The 19,747-nt window shown below is 70.4% G+C and carries 15 protein-coding genes; 3 read left to right on the forward strand and 12 right to left on the reverse strand.

From position 1 onward, the window contains the following. From VF647_10165 to VF647_10215, 11 genes are all read right to left on the reverse strand, one after another. Nucleotides 1–505, reverse strand: a 505-nt coding sequence (locus VF647_10165; GenBank protein ID HEX8452452.1) for a hypothetical protein, incomplete at its 3' end; no start/stop codon positions are given. 14 nt (nt 506–519) lie between these two features. Then, a complete protein-coding gene (locus VF647_10170) occupies nt 520–2,568 on the reverse strand; it encodes an HlyD family efflux transporter periplasmic adaptor subunit (protein HEX8452453.1) in 2,049 nt (682 codons plus the stop codon). A gap of 4 nt (nt 2,569–2,572) precedes the next feature. Further along, nucleotides 2,573–4,798 carry a peptidase domain-containing ABC transporter gene (locus VF647_10175; protein ID HEX8452454.1) on the reverse strand — a complete coding sequence of 742 codons (2,226 nt, stop codon included), beginning with the start codon at nt 4,796–4,798 and terminating at the stop codon, nt 2,573–2,575. A 25-nt stretch (nt 4,799–4,823) separates the two neighbouring features. Then, the gene (gene gwsS / locus VF647_10180; GenBank protein ID HEX8452455.1) at nt 4,824–5,885 is read right to left on the reverse strand and encodes a grasp-with-spasm system SPASM domain peptide maturase; all 1,062 of its coding nucleotides are present in this window, start codon (nt 5,883–5,885) and stop codon (nt 4,824–4,826) included. A gap of 4 nt (nt 5,886–5,889) precedes the next feature. Further along, entirely contained in the window at nt 5,890–6,099 is a 210-nt protein-coding gene (locus tag VF647_10185; GenBank protein ID HEX8452456.1) for a hypothetical protein, read from the reverse strand. Then, nucleotides 6,096–7,079, reverse strand: coding sequence for a grasp-with-spasm system ATP-grasp peptide maturase (gwsG, locus tag VF647_10190; protein HEX8452457.1), 984 nt, complete (start codon nt 7,077–7,079; stop codon nt 6,096–6,098). Before gwsG ends, VF647_10185 begins: the two co-directional genes overlap by 4 nt. A gap of 225 nt (nt 7,080–7,304) precedes the next feature. Continuing rightward, nucleotides 7,305–7,508 carry a hypothetical protein gene (locus VF647_10195; GenBank protein ID HEX8452458.1) on the reverse strand — a complete coding sequence of 68 codons (204 nt, stop codon included), beginning with the start codon at nt 7,506–7,508 and terminating at the stop codon, nt 7,305–7,307. Nucleotides 7,509–7,856: 348 nt separating this feature from the next. Further along, nucleotides 7,857–8,060: a hypothetical protein gene (locus tag VF647_10200; protein ID HEX8452459.1), complete on the reverse strand. Its 204-nt coding sequence runs from the start codon at nt 8,058–8,060 to the stop codon at nt 7,857–7,859. 428 nt (nt 8,061–8,488) lie between these two features. Continuing rightward, complete coding sequence (locus VF647_10205; GenBank protein ID HEX8452460.1) at nt 8,489–8,686, reverse strand: hypothetical protein; 198 nt, start codon at nt 8,684–8,686, stop codon at nt 8,489–8,491. A gap of 262 nt (nt 8,687–8,948) precedes the next feature. Beyond that, nucleotides 8,949–10,796 (reverse strand): DUF2207 domain-containing protein, encoded by a 1,848-nt coding sequence (locus tag VF647_10210; GenBank protein ID HEX8452461.1) that lies wholly within the window; start codon nt 10,794–10,796, stop codon nt 8,949–8,951. Beyond that, entirely contained in the window at nt 10,796–11,350 is a 555-nt protein-coding gene (locus VF647_10215; protein ID HEX8452462.1) for a LemA family protein, read from the reverse strand. The genes VF647_10210 and VF647_10215 overlap by 1 nt, the downstream gene beginning before the upstream one ends. A gap of 145 nt (nt 11,351–11,495) precedes the next feature. On the opposite strand from VF647_10215, the gene VF647_10220 reads away from it, so the two are divergent. Both VF647_10220 and VF647_10225 read left to right on the forward strand, forming a co-directional pair. Further along, nucleotides 11,496–13,181 (forward strand): ABC-F family ATP-binding cassette domain-containing protein, encoded by a 1,686-nt coding sequence (locus VF647_10220; GenBank protein ID HEX8452463.1) that lies wholly within the window; start codon nt 11,496–11,498, stop codon nt 13,179–13,181. A 147-nt stretch (nt 13,182–13,328) separates the two neighbouring features. Then, nucleotides 13,329–13,853 (forward strand): hypothetical protein, encoded by a 525-nt coding sequence (locus VF647_10225; GenBank protein HEX8452464.1) that lies wholly within the window; start codon nt 13,329–13,331, stop codon nt 13,851–13,853. A gap of 379 nt (nt 13,854–14,232) precedes the next feature. On the opposite strand, the gene VF647_10230 is transcribed toward VF647_10225, so the two are convergent. Beyond that, nucleotides 14,233–15,774, reverse strand: coding sequence for an AarF/UbiB family protein (locus VF647_10230; protein HEX8452465.1), 1,542 nt, complete (start codon nt 15,772–15,774; stop codon nt 14,233–14,235). Nucleotides 15,775–16,043: 269 nt separating this feature from the next. Between VF647_10230 and VF647_10235 the strand changes: the two genes are divergently transcribed. Beyond that, nucleotides 16,044–19,676 carry a PAS domain S-box protein gene (locus VF647_10235; protein HEX8452466.1) on the forward strand — a complete coding sequence of 1,211 codons (3,633 nt, stop codon included), beginning with the start codon at nt 16,044–16,046 and terminating at the stop codon, nt 19,674–19,676. Nucleotides 19,677–19,747: the final 71 nt, after the last annotated feature.

Raw genomic sequence — 19,747 nt, forward strand, 5'->3', positions numbered from 1 at the left:
CGCGCCATTCCGGCGGGGCCTGCGGATGCGCGGCGTCCATCTCCTCCAGCGCCAGGTAGGTGGCGAGGTAGCCCGCGCGCTCCATTCCCGCCAGCGCGGCGCCCGGCTGCGGAAGCGACGCCAGCATCCGCTCGTGCTCCGCGGCGCGGGCGCGGGCGGCGGCGGCCACCTCCGCCCAACCGGGAAGCGAGCGGAGCGAGGCCAGGTCCGGGTCGCGCTCCAGCAGCAGGTCGTAGCCTTCGAAGCCGGCGTCCAGCGCGCGGCGAAGGAGCGCCAGCGCCTCGGGCGCGCGGCCGGCCAGCGCCGCGCTGCACGCCGCGTTGTAGAGGTCCAGCGCCGAGGGTGAGGGCATGGCGGCGAGGCGGAGGTAGAGAGCGGCCGACGCCGGGTAGTCGTGCCGGCCGTACGCCTGCGCGGCGGCGCTCCGCAGCGAGTCCGCGGACTGCGCGGCCAGCGGCGCCGCGCACAGCAGCAGGGCGGCGAGCGCCGCGACGGTCTTCTTCATCGGTGATGCTCCCCTCAGTCTGTACCGGAGCCGAGGACCTGGTCGAAGAGGCGGGCCACCAGGCGGCGGTCGCGCGTCACGATCTCTGCGTCGCCGCGCATCTCCTGCCGGAAGGGGAGGCGGCGGCGGTAGGTGGTCACCAGGTCCTGTGGCACTTCCACCTCCACCAGGTACTGCGTCTCGTCGCTGTCCCGCTTCTCCATGGCGAGTTGCGAGACTCGCGCCACCCGGCCCGCCACCGCCCCGAACTCGCGGGAGGGGAAGCTCTCCAGCCGCAGCAGCACCCGCTGCCCCACTTCCACCTTGCCGGCGCCGGCGGATGCCAGGAGCACGCGCCCCACGGCGCGCCCGCCCTCGGGGACGATGGCGAGGAGCGGCGCGCCCTGCTCCACGAACTGGTGCTCGGCCAGCGCGCGGAAGTTGGACACGCGCCCGGCGGAGGGCGCCCGCATCACGTTCTCCTGGTCCCACCGGGCCACGGCGCCGCGCAGGGTGGCGAGCGCCGCGCGCAGCGCCAGTCCCTGGTTGCGCCCCATGTCCTCCATGGACCTGCCCAGCTCCAGAAGCTGCGAGCGCGAGGCGGAGATCTGCACGTCGGCCGCGGCCACGGCGCTCTCCCCGTCCTGCATCGCGGAGCGGCGCTGGAGGTACTCGGCCTCCGCGCGCTCGGCGTCGGCCTCGGAGATCAGGCCGCGCGAGGCCATGGCGCGGGCACGGTCACGGTCGCGGCGGGCGAGATCCAGCTGGTCCGCCTGCACGCGCTGCTTGGCCGCCGCGTTGGCGCGCACCACCTGCTGGTCGCGGATCTGCTGCTCCACCTCCGCCACGCGCCGCGCGTCGTACCCCGCGGCGGACGATGCGCCGCGGTCGGAAAGGCTCTGCAGGAACGCCGCGTAGGCGGGGTGCAGGTCTCCCAGGCTGAGCATGGGGTCGAACGAGGCGGCGATGCGCCCCAGGTCGCCTCCCAGCTCACCCTCCACCTGCTCCAGCCGGCGCGAGAGCGCGAACACGTCCTCCCAGCGGGCGGAGCTGCGCAGCACCAGCAGGGGGGCGCCGGGCTTCACCCGCTCGCCGTCGCGCACGAAGAGGTGGGCCACCTCGCCGCTCACGCGCGGCACCAGGCGCACCGGGGGCTCGGGGGTGGTGAGCACCACTTTGCCGCTCACCACGTCCGGATAGCGCACCAGCCAGCCCACGGCGAAGAGCATGGCCACGGTGGCGAACACCAGCGTCGTACCCCAGCGCACCAGCCAGTGGGGGATGAAGCCGATGATCTCCTGCAGCTCCTCGCTGCGCAGGTTGAGGTCCGGCTCCGCGTCGGAGTCCGCCGGCTCGGAGCGCGCCGGGAGCGGGCGTGCGCTCGCTACCGGTACGGGCGCCGGCGCTTCGGGCTCCGCGGAGTCGTGGGGCGACGACAGGTCGATGCGGTGCGCGCCGGCCACCAGGTGCCTGCGGCCTCGGGCATCGGTCTCCACGCGCGCGGAGCGGGCCTCGGCGGGGGTGAGCACGACGCCGGGGAGCGGGGTGCGCTCGCCCGCGTGCAGCAGCACCGTCTGCCCCGCGTCGTCCTTGAGCACGATGGCCGGCTCGCTGCGCGTCTCTACCACCGGGGGGGCGGAGGCGGCGGGCGGGGCGGCGATCACCACCCGGTTCGGCCCGGCCACCAGGATGTGCCGGCCCGAGTCGTCCACCAGCACGCGGGCGGCGGCGGCCTCCTGCGCCGTGAGCGAGAGCGGCGCGATCTCCACGCGGCGCCCGTCGAACGACACGTACGTGCGTCCCGTGGCGTCCGCCTCCACCCGCGCCAGGTGGCCGCCCAAGAGGCTCAGGTCGGGCGCCGCCGCCTCGGGGGGAGCGTCGCCCGCCGGGAGCGGGATCTCCTCGGCGCCCAGCAGCAGCACCCGGCGGCCGTTCTGGTCCTCCGCCACGCGAGCCTCGGGCACCGCCCCGCCGCCGTGCAGGCCGGGAAGGGGAATGCGCTGCATCCCAAAGACGAGCACCCGGTGCCCGGCACCGTCCACCACCACGCGGATCCCGCCGGCGGCCGTTCCGTTCGCGGACATGGCGTCAGCTCCCAAGCTCGAGTTGGTTCTTCACCAGCGTGTAGTAGTGGCCGCGCAGCGCGGCGAGATCTTCGTGCGTGCCGCGCTCCACCACGCGCCCGCGGTCCAGCACCACGATCTGGTCGGCGTTCTTCACCGTGCTCAGCCGGTGCGCCACGATCACCACCGTGCGCCCGCGGAACTCGTCCTGCAGCCGCCCCATGATCGCCTTCTCGTTGTTGGCGTCCAGCGCGCTGGTGGCCTCGTCGAACAGCAGGTACTTGGGCTGCTTGTAGACGGCCCGGGCGATCAGGAGGCGCTGCTTCTGCCCCTGGCTCATCCCCAGCCCGTCGCGGCCCACGCGCGTGTTGTAGCCCAGAGGCAGCGTTTCCACGTACTCGCGGATGTTCGCCACCGTCACCGCGTGGAGGAGGCGGCGCTGGTCCACCGTGTCCTCGCCCACCGCGATGTTCCCCGCGATGGTGTCGGAGAAGAGCTGCCCGTCCTGGAGCACCGCGCCGCACTGGCTGCGCCAGCTGCGGGCCGAGAGGGTGCCCAGGGCGCTCCCCCCCACCGCGATGTCGCCGCGCGACGGGTTGTAGAACTTCAGCAGCAGCTTAAGCAGCGTCGTCTTTCCGCTCCCGCTGGCGCCCACGATGGCGGTCACCTTGCCGTCGGGGATCTCCATCTCCACGTCCTTGAGCACCTCCTCGCCCAGCGCGCCGCCGTAGCCGAAGCCCACGCCGCGCAGCGAGATGGAGCCTTCCTCCGGCAGATCCACGATCTTCTCGCCCGGCTCCTCCTCGTCCGGGTGCCCGTGCAGCTCGCCCAGCCGCTCGGCCGAGATGCGCGCGTCCTGCGCGTTGTGCACGATGGCGACGAGCTGCCCCAGCGGGCCGTTGAGCTGGCCCAGGATGTACTGCACCGCCAGCAGCATTCCCAGCGTCAGCTCGCCGTCGATCACCAGCTTGGCGCCCAGGAAGGTGATGAAGATGTTCTTCATCTCGTTGATGGCGATGGAGCCGCCGTCCTCGAACTGGCCGAGCGAGAGGGACTTGAGGTTCACGCGAAAGAGCCGCGCCTGGATGCGCTCCCACGCCCACCGCTTCTGCTGCTCCGCGTTGGCCAGCTTGATCTCGCTGATCCCGCCCACCAGCTCCACCAGCGCGCTCTGCGTGCGGGCCTGCTCCGCGAACTTCTGGTAGTCCAGCTCCTTGCGCCGCTTGAGGAAGAGGAGCGAGTACACCACGTAGAGCGCGCTCCCCACCGCGAACACCCCAAAGATTGCCCAGCTGTACACCGCCAGCACCACGCTGAACACCGTCAGCGTCATTACCGAGAAGAGCGTCTGCAGGATGGTGCCGGTAAGGAACTGCTGGATGCGGGTGTGGTCCTGCACACGCTGCAGGATGTCGCCCACGTGGCGCGTGTCGAAGAAGGGGACCGGCAGGCGCAGCAGCTTGGCCAGGAAGTCGGATATGATGGAGACGTAGATGCGCGTCCCCACGTGGAACAGGATGCGATTGCGGATGAACTCCACCGACGTGCGGCTGGCGAGCAGCGCGAGCTGCGCCAGCAGCACCACGTTCACGAAGCCGATGTCCTGGTGCCCGATCCCATGGTCCACCAGCGCCTGCGTAAGGAAGGGGAAGACGAGCTGCAGCAGGCTCGCCACCATCATCCCCAGCGCCACCTGCGTGAACAGACCGCGGTAGCTGCGCACGTAGCCCAGCAGGAAGCGCAGGCCGGCGCGGCTGTTGTCGCCCGCGTCGTCCTGCTCGTAGAACGCCGGCGTGGGCTCCAGCAGCAGCGCCACGCCGCGGTCGCTGGCGGCACCTCCGTCGTGGAGCCAGCCGCGCGTGAACTCCTCGTGCGTGTAGCTGAGCTCGCCGTCGGCGGGGTCCGCCACGTACACCCGGTCGCGCGTCACCCGGTGCACCACCACGAAGTGGTTCTGCCGCCAGTGAACGATGCAGGGAAGAGGCGCCTCGCCCCCCAGCGCGGCCAGCGTGGTGCGCACGGAAAGGGTGCGGAAGCCCACCGCCTCGGCCGCGTAGGCGATGCCCAGCAGCGAGACGCCGCCGCGGTCGATGCAGGCGCGCGCCCGCATCTCGCGCTGGCTGAAGCGCTTGCCGTGGTGGCTGGCCACCATGCGCACGCAGGTGGGGCCGCAGTCCATCGCGTCGAACTGGCGGAGCGAGGGAAAGGTGGGCTTCAGGCGCGGGCGGGCGCGCAGTATGGAGGAGGACATTCGAAGGCGGGGTCGCGGGGTCACGTCAGCGCGCCGCGGCGGGCGCGCTGGCGGGGAAGGGGGCGGGGTCTCCGCCCCACTCCGCCGTATACGGGTCGTAGCTGCAGCGGGCCGGCTTGCTGAGGGCGTCGGCGGGGTCGCGCACCCAGGCGCGGCAGTCGGTGCACACGTAGCGGAACTCGCAGTCGCGGCACGTCGCCACCTGGTCCTTGGTCACTCCCCAGTGCTGGCGGAAGCCGTCGGCCTCCAGCGCGGTGGCGAGCGGCACCCGCGCCGCGTTGCCGAACGCGCGGGGCATCGACGGGCAGTTGCGGATCTCGCCGTACTCGTCTACCGAGATCTTGCGGTTGAGGCACGAGTTGGCCGTGCTCGCCTCGGTGAATGCGCCCATGTTGACGGCGAAGACGGCCGGGTGCACCTGCCCGCAGTGCGAGTGGTGGTCGATCGCCTGCGTGGTGTAGTGCACCGGCGTGTCGCCCCGCCTGAACTCCTGCGTGCGCCCCTGGGGGGCCGAGTGCACCAGCATGGACGACACGCGCTGGTGGCGGAACACCAGCTCCGCCATCTCCTGCGCGCTCCACTCGTCGGACCAGGGAAAGACCACCTCGATGGTGCGCAGGCGGCTGCCGGCGGCCTCGGCCAGCGCCGCGTCCAGCCGGGCGAGCGGCCACGGGGCGAACACGCGCAGCTCCAGCGCCCGGCACCCCAGCCCGTCCAGCTGGCGGACCAGCGAAGCGAAGTCGTGGTCCGATGCGGGGCCTACGTCCACGATGGCGTTGCTCACCAGCCCCGGGTGGTCCCACGAGAGGTCCAGGTCGGGAAAGGCGTCCGGGTCGTCGCACCAGAAGCCCAGCTCGTTTTCCAGGAGGAAGGTGAAGTACTCCTCCAGCGTCTCGGCCGCGGCGGGCCCGTAGATGCAGCGCAGCTCCGCCAGTGTGCGTCCGCGCCCCGCCGTGACCACCTCGTGCAGCCCGTTGGGGACGGGGTGCACGCGGCCGCGCTGCAGGTCGCAGATGGTGCTGCGCCGGGCGCCGCGCACGGGAACGCAGTTGGCGAACAGCACGAACGGCTTGTCTTCGTGGAGCATGGCGTCACACCTCCATGCCGACGCAGCGGGAGATCGTCTTGTAGAAGCCGGCGCAGCCGTACACCTGCGCGCGGTGCCAGTCGCTGTGCGCGGTGCGCGTGACCTCGGGGGGCGTGGGCGCCACGCGCAGGTAGCCGTACGCCAGCGGCACCGCCGCGGGGTCGCTCGCCAGGCCGGCGATGGCCGGCGGGGGGGTGGGGTTCTCGGCGCTCACTGGGCCTCCGTGCGGATCAGGTACTCGGCGACGCGCCGGTACAGCGGGTAGTTGCAGGGCTCCGCCACCATCGCGAACTGCCCCACCGGGTTCACTTCAAGAAAGACGTGCCGCCCGTCCGGCGTGCGGATCAGGTCCAGCGACCCCGTCTCCAGGCGCATCTCGGCCATGAAGCGGTGCACCGCCGCTTCCACGTCCGCCGGCAGGCGGTAGGGGACGTTGCGGTTGGGGTGGACGTGGTTGTAGAGGCGGAAGTCCACCGCGGTCTGCTCGTCGGCCTGCGAGAAGATCGCCATCGGCCAGCACTCGCCGTCCAGGTAGAAGACGCGCAGCTCGCAGTTCTTTTCCACGCGCGCCTGCAGCAGCGAGGGGAAGAAGGCTTCCGGAAGCGCGAGCGCGTCGTCGCGGGTCACCACCGAGGTGTAGGTGGCCCAGCTTCGCCCCTCTTCGTCGGGAAACATCTCGCCGTCGCTGGCGCACTTGGTGATGGCGTCGCCGTGCTCGTCGATGAAGGCCAGCACCTCGGCGCGCTGGTTGGTCACCAGCGTTTCGGGGATCTCCAGCCCGGCGCGCCGCGCGAGCCGCAGCGCGCGCACCTTGTTCACGGCCACGGGGCGGGAGAGCCAGGGCTGCTCCTCCATCAGCGCGAACACGGACTGCGAGACGGCGTGGACCTCGGAGGCCAGGTGGCGCTGCGCCAGCTGCCGGAGCTCGGGCGTCGTGTCGGGCAGGGCTCCCACCCCACGCAGCGTGTGCCACCGGCGCCGCCACACCGCGCCGACCTCTGCGCCGCCGATCTCGCGGCCGCCCACCTGCAGCCGCAGGTCGTCGCGGCCGGGGCCCAACCGCACGGCGAACGCGCCGCCCTCGGTGAGGTCTTCGCCGTTCAGGCGCGTGGCGTCGCCGCCCAGGTGCTCGATCCAGTCCTGCACTACGTCGGTGGTGGCCTCGTACGCCGCCTGGCTCAAAACCAAGATCATCGTTCGCCGCTGCGCTGCATGGGTTTTCCGGCTCGCGCGGCAAGTGCCCTGGGCCCACTGCCCGGGGTGCCACGCGTATGAAATCAGTAAGGAGTGTCGATTGATCGGGCTGATTGTGTTGAGTCCGGGGGGTGGAGAGAGGGCCGGAGTCCCCTCTCCACCATCCGAAGAACCTCGTTGTCGGGCGGTGGCGGCACGGCGTGGTGCCGCCACCGCCGAGCCGTGTTACGCCAGCTGCGTCGACGGCTGCTGCGGCGCCGGGCTCTCGTCGGTGAACACGTCCTTGTCGAGGCCGATGTACTGGCCGTTGACCCACGTGTTGCTCCACACGGTGCTGGAGGTGGCCTGAGCCAGCCCGCCCTTGATCGCGGCGGCTTCGGTGGTGCTCATCGGGGCGAACAGGTCGTTCTTGAGGGACTCGAGCTTCATGGGAGGATCTCTTGGTACGGTGGTGTGAAAGGTGGCCGCGGTCGCGGCCGGGGGGTACTGCAATGTTTTACAGCGGGACGTGTGAAATGATGGATTGTCCAACACCATGATCGAGTAATTCGCGCCACCGCCCGTCGCTCGGCATGCGGCCGCGCTATCGAGCGTAGTGCGGCCCGGCGCGCCCCGCTGGCGGAGATCAGCGCGCGAGAGGAAACACGGAAAGAAAAGTAAATTTAGTCCGATTGTATTTTTGGGTAGTGTGGAGGGGAGACCTGCGCCTCCCCTCCACCCGGGAGCCTTCAGAGAGCGGTGGCCGCGGTTGCGGCCGTACTACAGGGTGCTGATGTGTTACGCGAGCTGCGTCGCCGGCTGCTGCGGGGCCGGGCTCTCGTCGGTGAACACGTCCTTGTCGAGGCCGATGTACTGGCCGTTGACCCACGTGTTGCTCCACACGGTGCTGGAGGTGGCCTGGGCCAGCCCGCCCTTGATCGCGGCGGCCTCGGTGGTGCTCATCGGAGCGAACAGGTCGTTCTTGAGGGACTCGAGCTTCATGGGAGGATCTCCTGGTACGGTGGTGTGAAAGGTGGCCGCGGTCGCGGCCGGGGGGTGCTGCGTGGGGGTACCTGCCGGCTCCGGACGAGAGCCTGTCGCAAATATCAGTTTACGGCAGACGCGACTGCGTGGTAAAACCTCATCCGTAGCTATTTCTCTGCGCGCCAGGCAGTACGCGGGGTCGGAAGCACGGCGGCGCGGTGAAAACCTACCGCGTTTTCGTGGTCCGGTGGCCGGCGCGTGGCGATTCCGGGGAACTATCCCGGCTGCCTCACGCCCGCAGAGTGTTCGAACAACGTCTCTTTCGGTGATTGCGGAATGTGGAGAGGAGGAAGTGGCACCTCTCCGCCCGGCGAGCCTCTGGAGAGCGGTGGCCGCGGTTCGCGCGGCCAGGGTACTGCGGTTGCGCTGCTGGTACGGCGAGCTGCTTACGCCTCGGACGGCTTGACCGGGGCGGGGCCTTCGTCGGTGAACACGTCCTTGTCCAGGCCGATGTACTGGCCGTTGACCCACGTGTTGCTCCACACGGTGTTCGAAGTGGCCTCGGCCATTCCGCCCTTGATCGCGGCGGCTTCCGTGGTGCTCATGGGTGCGAACAGTTCGTTCTCGAGGGACTCGAGCTTCATGGGAGGATCTCCTGGTACGGTGGTGTGAAAGGTGGCCGCGGTCGCGGCCGGGGGGTACTGCGTGGGGGGTCCCTACCGGCTCCGGACGATAGTTTACGGGAAACATCTATTCCTGTCAAGGCGTTTTTATGGCAAATAATCGGCCTATAACATGCGGTACCCCAACGCAGTATGGCACGGAGACCCGTTGGTTTCCGTGCCACGCCGCCTCCCCTTCGGGTGTCGTTCCTTCCTGTTGCGCCTGCGTAAGAGCCGCCCTTCCTCAGAAGCCGCTACCGCCCCCGCCGCCGCTCCCGCCGCCGCTCGACCCGCCGCCGCCCGAGCCGGACCCGGACGAGCTGGGGCTGGACGACATCGTGCTCCCGGCCGTGCTGGACATGGCGCTCATCCGCTGCGAGAAGCCGGTCGCGTGGAAGTGCCCGGTGCCGGTGCCGCGGTACCACTGCGGCGGCTCGCGGTAGATGTCTTCGAAGGCGCGCGCCCAGCGGCCCTCCACGCCGAAGGCCATGGCGTAGGGCAGGAAGCGCTCGAACATCTCCGGCGAGGTGATCATCCGCTTGTAGCGCTCGCTCTCCACGCGGCTCAGGAACTCGCGGAAGCCCAGCGCGCCCTCCCGCGCCCGCGCCCCGGCCGGGGTGCGCGCCGGCATGATGCGCGAGAAGATGAAGACGATGATGGCGCTCGTCACACCGCCGAGCGCCAGCGCGCCCGCCGACACCCAGGAGATCGTGGAATCGAATGCGATGAAGGCGCCCACCACGCTGACGATGAGCACCGCGAACGACATCCCCAGCCACAGGTTCTTCACCTTGTCTGGCCGGCGCAGGTAGTAGCCGCGCTCCACCAGGTTCGCGTACAGCGCGTCGCGGATGCCGGGGAGGGACGTGTAGAACTTTTCGGAGAGATCGGACAGCATCACCGATTCGCTGCCACCGCGCGCGCGGCGTCGGCGCGGGTGATCCGGCTCGTCGCCCGAAGCGTGGGCGACGGCGCGCAGCTCTTCCCAGCTCTCCTCCGACTCCTCGGCGTCCTGGAAGAGCGCGGTCAGGTAGAGCCGCTCGTGCTCCGCAAGCTCGCTCCACTCGTCGCGCGGGCGGCGCCGATAGAACGTGTAGTCGGTGCTGGTGAAGAGGCCCATCAGCTTCTTCTCCGTCGTCTCCTCGATCCCGATGTAGCCGCGCACCGCCATGTCCACCAGCGTGGAGGTGATGTCGCGCATCTCGGCCGTGTGATCGACCAGCGTCCCCACCTCGGCGGGGGTCATGGCTTCGGGCGGCTCGTACTGGACGACGATGGACTCCTCCTGCGGATCGCGCCCCCGCCGGCGCCACGCACGGAAGCTGAGCCCGAACGCCAGCAGCGGCAGGGCGAGCGGCCACAGGCGCACCATCTCCGCGGTGCGGTGCGCCTCGTCGCTGGGGCGCGTGGCGACGAAGCCCGGCGGCCATCCCACGCCGACCGTCACTCCCTCAAAAGGCGCCAGCGGACGAGTAGAGGCGAACTCCACCCCAGTCTCCGTCACGCGCGACTCGCCGTTGGAGCCGGCGAGCGTGGTCCCCTCCGCGCCCGTGTACACGGCCACCGGACCCGCCCGCGCGCCGGCGGGGAGCACCACGCGGCCGTGCACGCGGTCGATCGGCATGTCCCACTGGCTGCCGGTCACGTTCCAGTACAGCTCGTCCAGCGGCCCCGTCTTGCTTCCGTCGTAGAAGAAGCGGATCGCGTTGGCCACGTGGTAGCGGATCACCACCTGCCGGTCCGCGTCGCGCGCGCCGGGGATGTAGATGCGCAGGCGCTTGGTCCACCCGTCCTCGAGGTCCGTGGTCTCCACGCGCATCGCCTTGCCGTCGCCATCGGTCACGGAGGTGACCTCCAGGTCGAGCACCTCCTTGCGCCCCTCGCCGGTCACGTGGCGCAGCAGGAGGTCGCGGTTCAGCCCGTTCCACTCGCCCGTGAAGCCGATGGTGAGCCGCTCGGTGACGTCCAGCTCGCCGTCGCGCCCCACCGTCAGGAGCGCGTCGAAGTCGCGGATGCGGATGGAGCGCTCCTGCGCGTGCAGCGGCGCCCCGAGGGCGAGGAGTATCGCCCCGAGCGCGAGCAGGCGGCGCATCAGAAGCGGACCGCGGGGGTCGCGCGCTCGGCCTCGGCGGCCTCAAAGAACTCGCGCTCGTGGAAGCCCATCGGCCCGGCGAGCAGGTTGGAGGGGAAGGTCTGCACGGCGGTGTTGAGGTCGCGCACCACCGCGTTGTAGTAGCGGCGCGAGTCGCTGATCTTGTCCTCGGTGTCGGAGAGCTGCGTCTGCAGGTCGAGGAAGCTGGCGGAGGCCTGCAGCTCCGGGTAATCCTCCACGGCGACGGTCAGCCCCTGGAGCGCACTGCTCAGCGCGGCCTCGGCCTCGGCCCGCTCGGCGGGGCCGGCACCGCTCGCCGCGACGGCGCGCGCGCGTGCGGCGGTCACGGCCTCAAGCGTGCCGCGCTCGTGGCCGGCGTATCCCTTCACCGTCTCCACCAGGTTCGGCACTAGGTCCGCGCGCCGCTTGAGCTGCACGTCGATGTCGGACCACGCGTTCTGCGACGTGACCCGCAGCTTCACGAGCCGGTTGTACATCCCCACGATCAGGAACGCAATCACGACGCCGACTGCGAGGACGATCAGGATGGTCATGCTTGGGCTCCGGGGGGGGTGGGGGTACGGCAGGATGAGGTGTGAAGCGCAAGGTAGTGCCAGACGCGCCCCCTGCACAGCTTCATCGACGCGCGTCGTGCACGCGGGGGGATCAAAAAACCGGGAATAACCGTTATATTGTGGGATGATCTCCGTATCCAACCTCGAAAAATCGTTTGGCGACCGCGTCCTCTTCCAGGATGCCGCCTTTCAGCTGAACCCGGGCGAGCGCTACGGCATCGTGGGCGCCAACGGGTGCGGCAAGACCACGCTCCTCAGCATCCTCAGCGGCGACGCGGATGCCACCAAGGGCTCCGTCTCGATCCCCAAGTCGGCCCGGCTGGGCGTGCTGCGCCAGGACCAGTTCCTCTACGAGAGCGAAACGATCCTGAACGTCACGCTCATGGGCAACCCGGAGCTGTGGCGGGCGATGGTGGAGAAGGAAAAGGTGCTCGCCAACGCGCACGAGTACTTCGACGCGGACCGCTTCAGCGAGCTGGAAGACACGGTCATGCGCCTGGACGGCTACACCGCCGAAGCGCGCGCCGCCGTCATCCTGGAGGGGCTCGGCCTACCCGCCGAGATCCACGACAAGCCGCTGTCGACGCTTTCCGGCGGCTTCAAGCTGCGCGTGCTGCTGGCGCAGGTGCTGGCCGGCAGCCCGGACGTCCTCCTGCTCGACGAGCCCACGAACCACCTGGACATCCTCTCCATCCGCTGGCTGGAGAAGTTCCTCCACGACTTCGAGGGCCCGGTCGCCGTGATCTCGCACGATCACCGCTTCCTGGACAACGTAGCCAGCTACATCCTGGACGTGGACTACCAGACGGTCACGCTTTACAAGGGGAACTACTCGGACTTCCTGGAGCAGAAGGTGGAAGACCGGGAGCGCAAGGAGAAGGAGATCGAGGGGCGGCAGAAGGAGATCGCCCATCACCAGAAGTTCGTGGACAAGTTCAAGGCCAAGGCGAGCAAGGCCCGGCAGGCGCAGAGCAAGGCCAAGATGATCGAGCGCAAGGTGGAGGAGATGGAAGAGCTCCCCGGCTCGTCGCGCCGCTACCCCAAGTTCCGCTTCAACCAGCGGCGGGAGAGCGGCAAGGAAGTGCTGCGCATCAAGGGCGTGCGCAAGTCGTTCGGCGACAAGGAAGTCCTCCCCGGCGTCGACCTGGAGGTGCGCCGCGGCGACCGCATGGTCATCATGGGGCCCAACGGGATCGGGAAGTCCACGCTGCTCAAGATCGTGATGGGCGAGCTGGCTCCGGACCAAGGCGGGGTGGAGTGGGGGTACGAGGCGCAGCGCAGCTACTTCGCCCAGGACCACCACGAGCAGCTCGAAGACCAGGAGGGCACCGCCGAGCAGTGGCTGTGGGGCTTCTGCCCGGACAAGGACCGCGGCTTCGTGCGCGGCCACCTGGGGATGATGCTCTTCAGTGGCGACGACGGCGAGAAGCGCCTCAGCGCCCTCTCCGGCGGCGAGGCGGCGCGGCTGGTGTTCAGCAAGATCGCGCTGGAGCAGCCCAACGTCCTGGTACTCGACGAGCCCACCAACCACCTGGACCTCGAGTCGATCGAGGCGCTGGTGGCGGGGCTGCAGAGCTACGAGGGCACGCTGATCCTGGTGAGCCACGACCGGTGGTTCGTCGCCCAGCTCGCCACCCGCGTGGTGGAGATCAGCCGCGCCGGCATCCGCGACTTCCTGGGCACCTACGAAGAATACGTCCACTCCTGCGGCGACGACCACCTGGACGCAGACGCCGTCGTGCTCAAGGCGCGCCAGGAAGACCGCAAGGGCAAGCAGCAGGGCGAGAAGCGGGAGCTGGCGGGCCGCTGACCACGGGAGGTCTCACGCGGAGACGCGGAGGCGCGGAGAACCGATCGGGTTCTCCGCGCCTCTTTTCTTTGCGTGGTCTTGCGCTCGCCTGGCGTCAGCTCGACTTTTTCGCGCTCGGCCCCGCCATCCCACCCATCTTCCACACCCATGCCGACCTTCATCCGGGTACTTCTCGCGCTTGCTCTCGTGACGCAGGCCGCGCCGGCTCAGCCCGCGGTGGAGGCCATCGTCGCCCGCATTCGGCGGGAGGTGCAGCGCATCGACGCGCTCCGCCTGACCGCGCAGCACACGATCGAGCTGGAGGGGTTCTCGCTCGAGGGCGGAGAGGCGCGCGTGTTCCTGGAGGGCGGTCGGGTCGCGCGGGTCACGGCGACGCACTTCGGCGAATCAGGAAGGACGGTGGAGACCATCTACTTCCGCGGCGGCTCCCCGGTCTTCGTCTTCCGGCGTTCGATGCGCTACGACCGCCCCCACGGCAGGGTGCAGAACACGGAGGAGGAGCGCTTCTACTTCGACCGCAACCGCCTGATCCGCTGGCGCGGCGCCGACCAGAAGCTCGTGCCGCGCTCCAACCCGAGGTACGCCGAGGAGGAAGCCGGCCATCTCCGCTTCGCCGCGCAGCTCCTGTCCGCGGCGCGATCGCGGGTCCGGACCATTAGCCGGGGCGAGTGAACTCGCTGCAACGACAGCACGAAGTCCGCCTGCGCGGACTCGCGGGCGGGATCCGCGCCTCTTGTGATTCATTCGCGCCCGCCCCCACCCCTTCCTCCACCTCCGCGGCACGCCTCGAATTTCCGTAGGGGCAGCCCCACGTGGCTGCCCGTGCCCTGCCATGCGCCGCGCCTCGCCCCAGGAGCGAATGAATTCGCCGCTGGAACCACGCAAAGTCCGCCTCCGCGGACTCGGGGTCCAATGCCGGATCGCACGAGCCGGCTTCAGCCGCCTTCCCGTAGTTCCAGCCGGGGGCTTCAGCCCCCGGCGACCAGCCGCCGCACCGATCCCGCCCCCCGGAGCCTGCGAAGGCAGGCTTCCCGCAGTTGTTGCAGCGGTTTCAACCGCCGGCCAGCACCGGCTTCTCCCCCAGCACCGGCTTCTCCGCCAGCACCGGTTTCTCCCCCACCTCCAGCCTCTGTACCTCGGGCTCTCCCGCGTTCACCTCCGCCTCCACCCGCCGCCCCACCGCGGCGATGCCGGGAAGGTGCCGCGCGAAGACGGAAAAGATCCCGCGCGATGCATCCACGATGACGCGGGTGACGTCGCGGGCGAGGAGGCCGAGGGCGAATGCGAGGTCGTGGCCCTCACCGTCGGCGGGGCCGAGGGCGCGCAGGACGGCGGAGCGGTGCTTCATCAGGATGGGCCGCATGTAACGCACCGGGTTGAACCCCGGCACGTGCCGCGCACCCAGCCCCTCGATCAGCGCCACGGCGCGTCCGAAATACGTCATCTCGCCCGTGAGCACCACAGGCCAGTCGTGCAGCAGGTGCATCACCTCGTCGGCCAGGGCGCGCTGCATCTCGCCGACGTCGGCGCCGCGGGCGGTCATCTCAAGGAGGAGCACGACCAGGCGGTGGATGGTGGCGCGGTCGGTGCCGGGCTCCACGATGCCGAGCGCGAAGAAGCCGTCCACCACCCGCTCCGCGTCCCCGCCCACGGCGGCGAGGGCGGTGTGCACGAGATGGCGGCGCTGGACCGGATCGACCTCGATCACCATCCCGAAATCGAGAAGCACCAGGGCGCCGTCCGCGCGCACCAGGAGGTTGCCGGGATGCGGATCGGCGTGGAAGAGGCCGTCCACCAGCATCATCTGCACGTACGCCTCGACCACCGCGTCCACCAGCGCGGAGGGGTCGATGAGACCCGCAGCGACCAGCGGCTCGATGCGGTCCACGCGCGTCCCCTCCACGAACTCCAGCACCAGCGTCCGCCGGCTCACCATTCCCTCGATGACGCGCGGCACCACCACGCGCGGGCTGCGGGCGAAGCGCTCGCCGATGGCCCGCGCGTACGCGGCCTCCTTGCGGAAGTCCATCTCGTCCGCGATGCGCCGCTCGAACTCGTCCAGCGCCACGCGGATGCCGCGGAGTTGCGGGTGCGTCCAGCGGCGCTCGACCGCGTCCAGCACGCGGCGCACGAAGCGGACGTCGTGCTCCACCAGCGCTTCCACGCCGGGGCGCAGCACCTTGACCACCACGTCCTCGCCGCGGTGGCGGGCGCGGTACACCTGCCCCAGCGATCCCGCCGCGATCGGCTCGCGGTCGAGCTCCTCGAACACCTCGTCCACCGGCGCGCCGTACGCGGACACCAGCTCGCCCTCGATCTTGGCGAACGGCACCCAGGGCACGCGGTCGGTGAGGTCGCCCAGCGCGCCGAGGTACGGCTCCGGCACCACGTCCGGCCGGGCGGCGAACACCTGGCCGATCTTCACGAAGGTGGGCCCCGCGCGCGGGATGGCGCGCGCCAGCCGCTCCGCGCGGCGCCGGTGGAACGCGGCGCTTCGGCGCACGGGCGCGCCCCACAGCAGCCAGCGCCTGCGATCGCGGGCGATGGAGAACGCAAAGGGGAGAAGCTGGACGAGCAGAAAGAGGGTGCGCATCGGATTGGTGCGTGTGTGGAGCCTGCCTGAGGCGCTCTGTACCCGTATCGGCGGGGACTGTTCGTGGGCGGGCTTCTACGGAATGGGCCTCACACAGAGACACAGAGACACAGAGAAAAGACGGGAAGAGCTTTCTCCGTGGCTCCGGGTCTGTGTGTGAGCCTGCTGTTGCGGTGCCGCTATCCTGTAAAGATCGGGACGGAGCGCTTATAATGATGGCCTGAAGGTCTTCCGCACCACTCTGTCGTTTCGCCGCCCGGCCGCGCGTCATGCCCTGGTACTCCAACCGCTTCCTCCTGCTCCTCCTTTCCGCGCTGGTGTCCGGCGCCGTCGCGGCGTACGCGCTGCGCCACCGCAGGGCGCACGGCGCGCTCGGGTTGGCCGCCGTGGGGCTGTGCTCCGCCGAGTGGTCGCTCGCCTACGCGCTCTTCCTGGCCACCACCGACCCGCTGGCGAGGGCCTGGCTGGTCAAGGCGATCATGCTGGGCGCGGGGATGATCCCGGCGGCGTGGCTCGCGGTGGCCATCGTCTACACCGGGCGCGGGCGGTGGCTGCGCACCCCGGCTTTCGCCGCGGTCGTCGCGGCCGCGGCCATTCCCGTGGCGATGGCGTGGAGCAACGAGCTGCACCACTTCTTCTCCCGGCCGGGAATACCCGGGCCGGACGGCGGCGCCGCGCCCATCGTCAACGGCCCCGGCTTCTACGCCCACCTGTGGGTGTCGTGGCTGATCCTTTCCGCCGCGGTGGTCCTCCTGGCGGTGCACGCGGCGCGGCCACCCCGGGTCTACCTCGGGCGCGACCTGGCGCTCATCCTGGCCATCTCCATCCCCTGGGTGGGGAACGTGGTGCACTACGGGGTCTGGCGCTTCCCCGCCAACCCGATGCCCTTCCTCTTCACCGTTTCCGGCGTGATCCTGGGCTGGGCGATCATGCGGCTGCGGCTGATCCGCGTGGTGCCCGTGGCCCGCGCGGCGCTCATCGAGGGGATGCGCGACGGCGTGGTGGTACTGGACTGCGAGGGAACGGTCGTGGACCTGAACCCCTCCGCGCGCCGCATTCTGCGCGTGGAGGAGGGGCGCGGGGTGGGGGAGCCCGGGCGCGAGGTGCTGGCGCCGCTGGGGCCGGCGGACGTGGCGTACGGCTCGCTGCGCCGCGTGGCGATCGGCGGGCGCGTGTACCAGGTCTCCACCTCCTTCGTGGGCGAGGGGACCGGCGGCGCCGCGGGCGAGCTGGTGGTGCTGGCCGACGTCACCGAGCTGGCGCACAAGAGCTCCGAGCTGGAGGCCGTCTTCCGCGCCCTCCCCGACCTGTACTTCCGCCTGGACGCGGCGGGTCGCATCCTGGACCACCAGTCCGGCGACGGGAACAAGCTGTACACCAGCCCCGACGTCTTTACCGGCCGCAGGCTGGAGGAGGTCCTCCCCGAGGCCGTCGCCGCGCCGGTGATGGAGCGCGTGCAGGAGGTGAGGCGAACCGGGATGCTGGCCACCGTGGAGTACTCGCTCCCGGTGGAGAGCGGGGTGCGCGACTTCGAGGCGCGCTTCCTTCCCTTCGGCGAGGACCAGGTGGTCACCGTCGTGCGCGACGTGACGGACCGCAAGGGCGCCGAGCGTGCCCTGCAGCGCAGCGAGGAGCACTTCCGCGCGCTCATCGAGAACGGCTCCGACCTCATCACCATCGTCGACGCGGAGGGGCGCTTCCGCTACAACTCGCCCTCGGTAAAGCGCATCCTGGGCTTCGATCCGGAGAAGCTGGTGGGGCTGGACGTGCTGCGCCTGATCCACCGAGACGACGTGCAGAGCGTGCGCGAGGCGCTGGAAGCCGTCGCGCGGCAGCCGGGGACGAGCCGGGGCGTGGAGTTCCGCTGCCGCGGCGCGGACGGCAAGTGGCGCGTGCTGGAAGGGATGGGGCGCACGCTGAGCCCCGATTCCACGGCGGAGGGGATCGTCGTCAACTCGCGCGACATCACGCGGCGCAAGACGTCCAGCGAGGCGCTGCGGGCGAGCGAGGAGAGCTACCGCGGCCTCTTCGACTCCCTCACCGAGCTGGTGTACGTGCAGGACCTGGAGGGGCGCTTCCTGAACGTGAACGCGGCCGTGCTGCGCACCTACGGCTACACGCGCGAGGAGCTGATGGGCCAGACGCCCGCCATCCTCGCGGACCTGGAGCGCGTGGACCTGGAGGACACGGGCGTCCGCTTCGGCCGCGTGGTGGCGGGGGAGCCGCAGCGATTCGAGTGGTGGGGGCGGCGCAAGGATGGCAGCACCTTCCCCAAGGAGCTGGTGCTCACGCGCTCCACCTACTTCGGCCAGGACGCGGTGATCGCCGTGGCGCGCGACATCACGGAGCGCAAGCAGGCGGAGGAGGCGCTGCGCGAGGTGCAGGAGCAGCAGGAGGCGCTCCTCAACAACATCCCCGACCTAGCGTGGCTCAAGGACGCCAGTCACCGCGTGCTGGCCGTCAACGAGGCGGTGGCGCGCGCGGCCGGCGTCACCCGCGAGTTCTGCCTGGGGAAGTCGGACTTCGAGATCTGGCCGCTCCCCGTGGCGCGCAAGATCCGCGAAGACGACGAGCGCGTGCTGCGCGAGGGGCGGCAGTTCGTGACCGAGGAAGGCTTCCAGCACCCGGACGGCACGGAGCACTTCCTGGAGACGGTGAAGCAGCCGTTCTTCGACCACGCCGGCCGCATCGCGGGTACCGTGGGGATCGCGCGCGACATCACCGAGCGGAAGCGCACCGAGCAGGCGCTGCAGCGGGCCAAGGAAGAGGCGGAGCGCGCCAACCGCGCCAAGAGCGAGTTCCTGAGCCGCATGAGCCACGAGCTGCGCACGCCCATGAACTCCATCCTGGGCTTCGGGCAGGTGCTGGCGCGCCATCCACTGACGCCCGAGCAGCACAAGGGTGTCGACCACATCCTGCGTGCCGGGCGGCACCTCCTCAACCTGATCAACGAGGTGCTCGACATCGCCCGCATCGAGAGCGGCCGCCAGGCGCTGCTGCTGGAGCCGGTGCGCGCCGCGCAGGTGGTGACGGACGCCCTGAGCCTGATCCGCCCCGTGGCGGTGCAGTACGGCTGCACGCTGGTCAACGAGGTCCCCGTGACCTCGCCCGTCCAGATGCGCGCGGACCGGCAGCGGCTCACGCAGGTCCTTCTCAACCTCCTCTCGAACGCCGTCAAGTACAACCCCGGCGGCTCCGTGAACGTGGCGTGCGAGGTGGACGGCGAACGCGTGCGCATCGCCGTGCGCGACACGGGGCAGGGGATCGCGCCGGAGAAGATGGACCAGCTCTTCGTCCCCTTTGCGCGCCTCGGTGCGGAGGATTCGGGGGTCGAGGGTACGGGGCTCGGCCTCGCGCTTTCTCGCCCGCTGATCGAGGCGATGGGCGGGACGATCGTGGCCGAGAGCGTGGTGGGGGAGGGCTCGATCTTCACCGTGGATCTCCCGCTGGTGGAGGCCCCGTCCGCCGCGCCTGAGCCCGTGCCGCACGCCACGCACGATGCCCCCGCGGCGCGCGACGGTGCATCGCTGGCGAAGGTGCTGTACGTGGAGGACAACGTCGCCAACCTGAGCCTGATCGAGGCGATCCTCTCCGGCCGCCCGGAGATCACCCTCCTCTCGGCCCTCCAGGGCGGCCTCGGAGTGGATCTCGCGGCCGAGCACCGCCCCGACCTGATCCTCCTGGACCTCCACCTCCCCGACCTTCCTGGCGAGGAGGTGCTCCGCCGCCTCCGCGCGGACCCGCGCACCGGCGAGATCCCGGTGATCGTCATCAGCGCGGACGCGACGCCCACCACGGTGAAGCGGCTGCTGGAGAGCGGGGCGCGCGCCTACCTCACCAAGCCGCTGGACATCGACGAGTTCACGGAAGCGATCGACGGGGTGCTGGGCGCGGCACGGTAACGGCATGCCTCACGCGGAGACGCGGAGGCGCGGAGAACTTTGCGTGCTCCCTCTGCGTCTCCGCGCCTCCG

The organism is Longimicrobium sp., from assembly GCA_036387335.1.
Classification (GTDB): domain Bacteria; phylum Gemmatimonadota; class Gemmatimonadetes; order Longimicrobiales; family Longimicrobiaceae; genus Longimicrobium.

What these genes read in the sequence shown, in the direction of transcription:
- VF647_10205 (HEX8452460.1), bottom strand. Translation starts at nt 8,686, where the DNA reads ATGAAGCTCGAGTCCCTCGAGAACGAACTGTTCGCACCCATGAGCACC.
- VF647_10210 (HEX8452461.1), bottom strand. Translation starts at nt 10,796, where the DNA reads ATGCGCCGCCTGCTCGCGCTCGGGGCGATACTCCTCGCCCTCGGGGCG.
- VF647_10215 (HEX8452462.1), bottom strand. Translation starts at nt 11,350, where the DNA reads ATGACCATCCTGATCGTCCTCGCAGTCGGCGTCGTGATTGCGTTCCTG.
- VF647_10175 (HEX8452454.1), bottom strand. Translation starts at nt 4,798, where the DNA reads ATGTCCTCCTCCATACTGCGCGCCCGCCCGCGCCTGAAGCCCACCTTT.
- gwsG (HEX8452457.1), bottom strand. Translation starts at nt 7,079, where the DNA reads ATGATCTTGGTTTTGAGCCAGGCGGCGTACGAGGCCACCACCGACGTA.
- VF647_10235 (HEX8452466.1), top strand. Translation starts at nt 16,044, where the DNA reads ATGCCCTGGTACTCCAACCGCTTCCTCCTGCTCCTCCTTTCCGCGCTG.
- VF647_10200 (HEX8452459.1), bottom strand. Translation starts at nt 8,060, where the DNA reads ATGAAGCTCGAGTCCCTCAAGAACGACCTGTTCGCTCCGATGAGCACC.
- VF647_10195 (HEX8452458.1), bottom strand. Translation starts at nt 7,508, where the DNA reads ATGAAGCTCGAGTCCCTCAAGAACGACCTGTTCGCCCCGATGAGCACC.
- VF647_10170 (HEX8452453.1), bottom strand. Translation starts at nt 2,568, where the DNA reads ATGTCCGCGAACGGAACGGCCGCCGGCGGGATCCGCGTGGTGGTGGAC.
- VF647_10220 (HEX8452463.1), top strand. Translation starts at nt 11,496, where the DNA reads ATGATCTCCGTATCCAACCTCGAAAAATCGTTTGGCGACCGCGTCCTC.
- VF647_10225 (HEX8452464.1), top strand. Translation starts at nt 13,329, where the DNA reads ATGCCGACCTTCATCCGGGTACTTCTCGCGCTTGCTCTCGTGACGCAG.
- VF647_10230 (HEX8452465.1), bottom strand. Translation starts at nt 15,774, where the DNA reads ATGCGCACCCTCTTTCTGCTCGTCCAGCTTCTCCCCTTTGCGTTCTCC.
- gwsS (HEX8452455.1), bottom strand. Translation starts at nt 5,885, where the DNA reads ATGCTCCACGAAGACAAGCCGTTCGTGCTGTTCGCCAACTGCGTTCCC.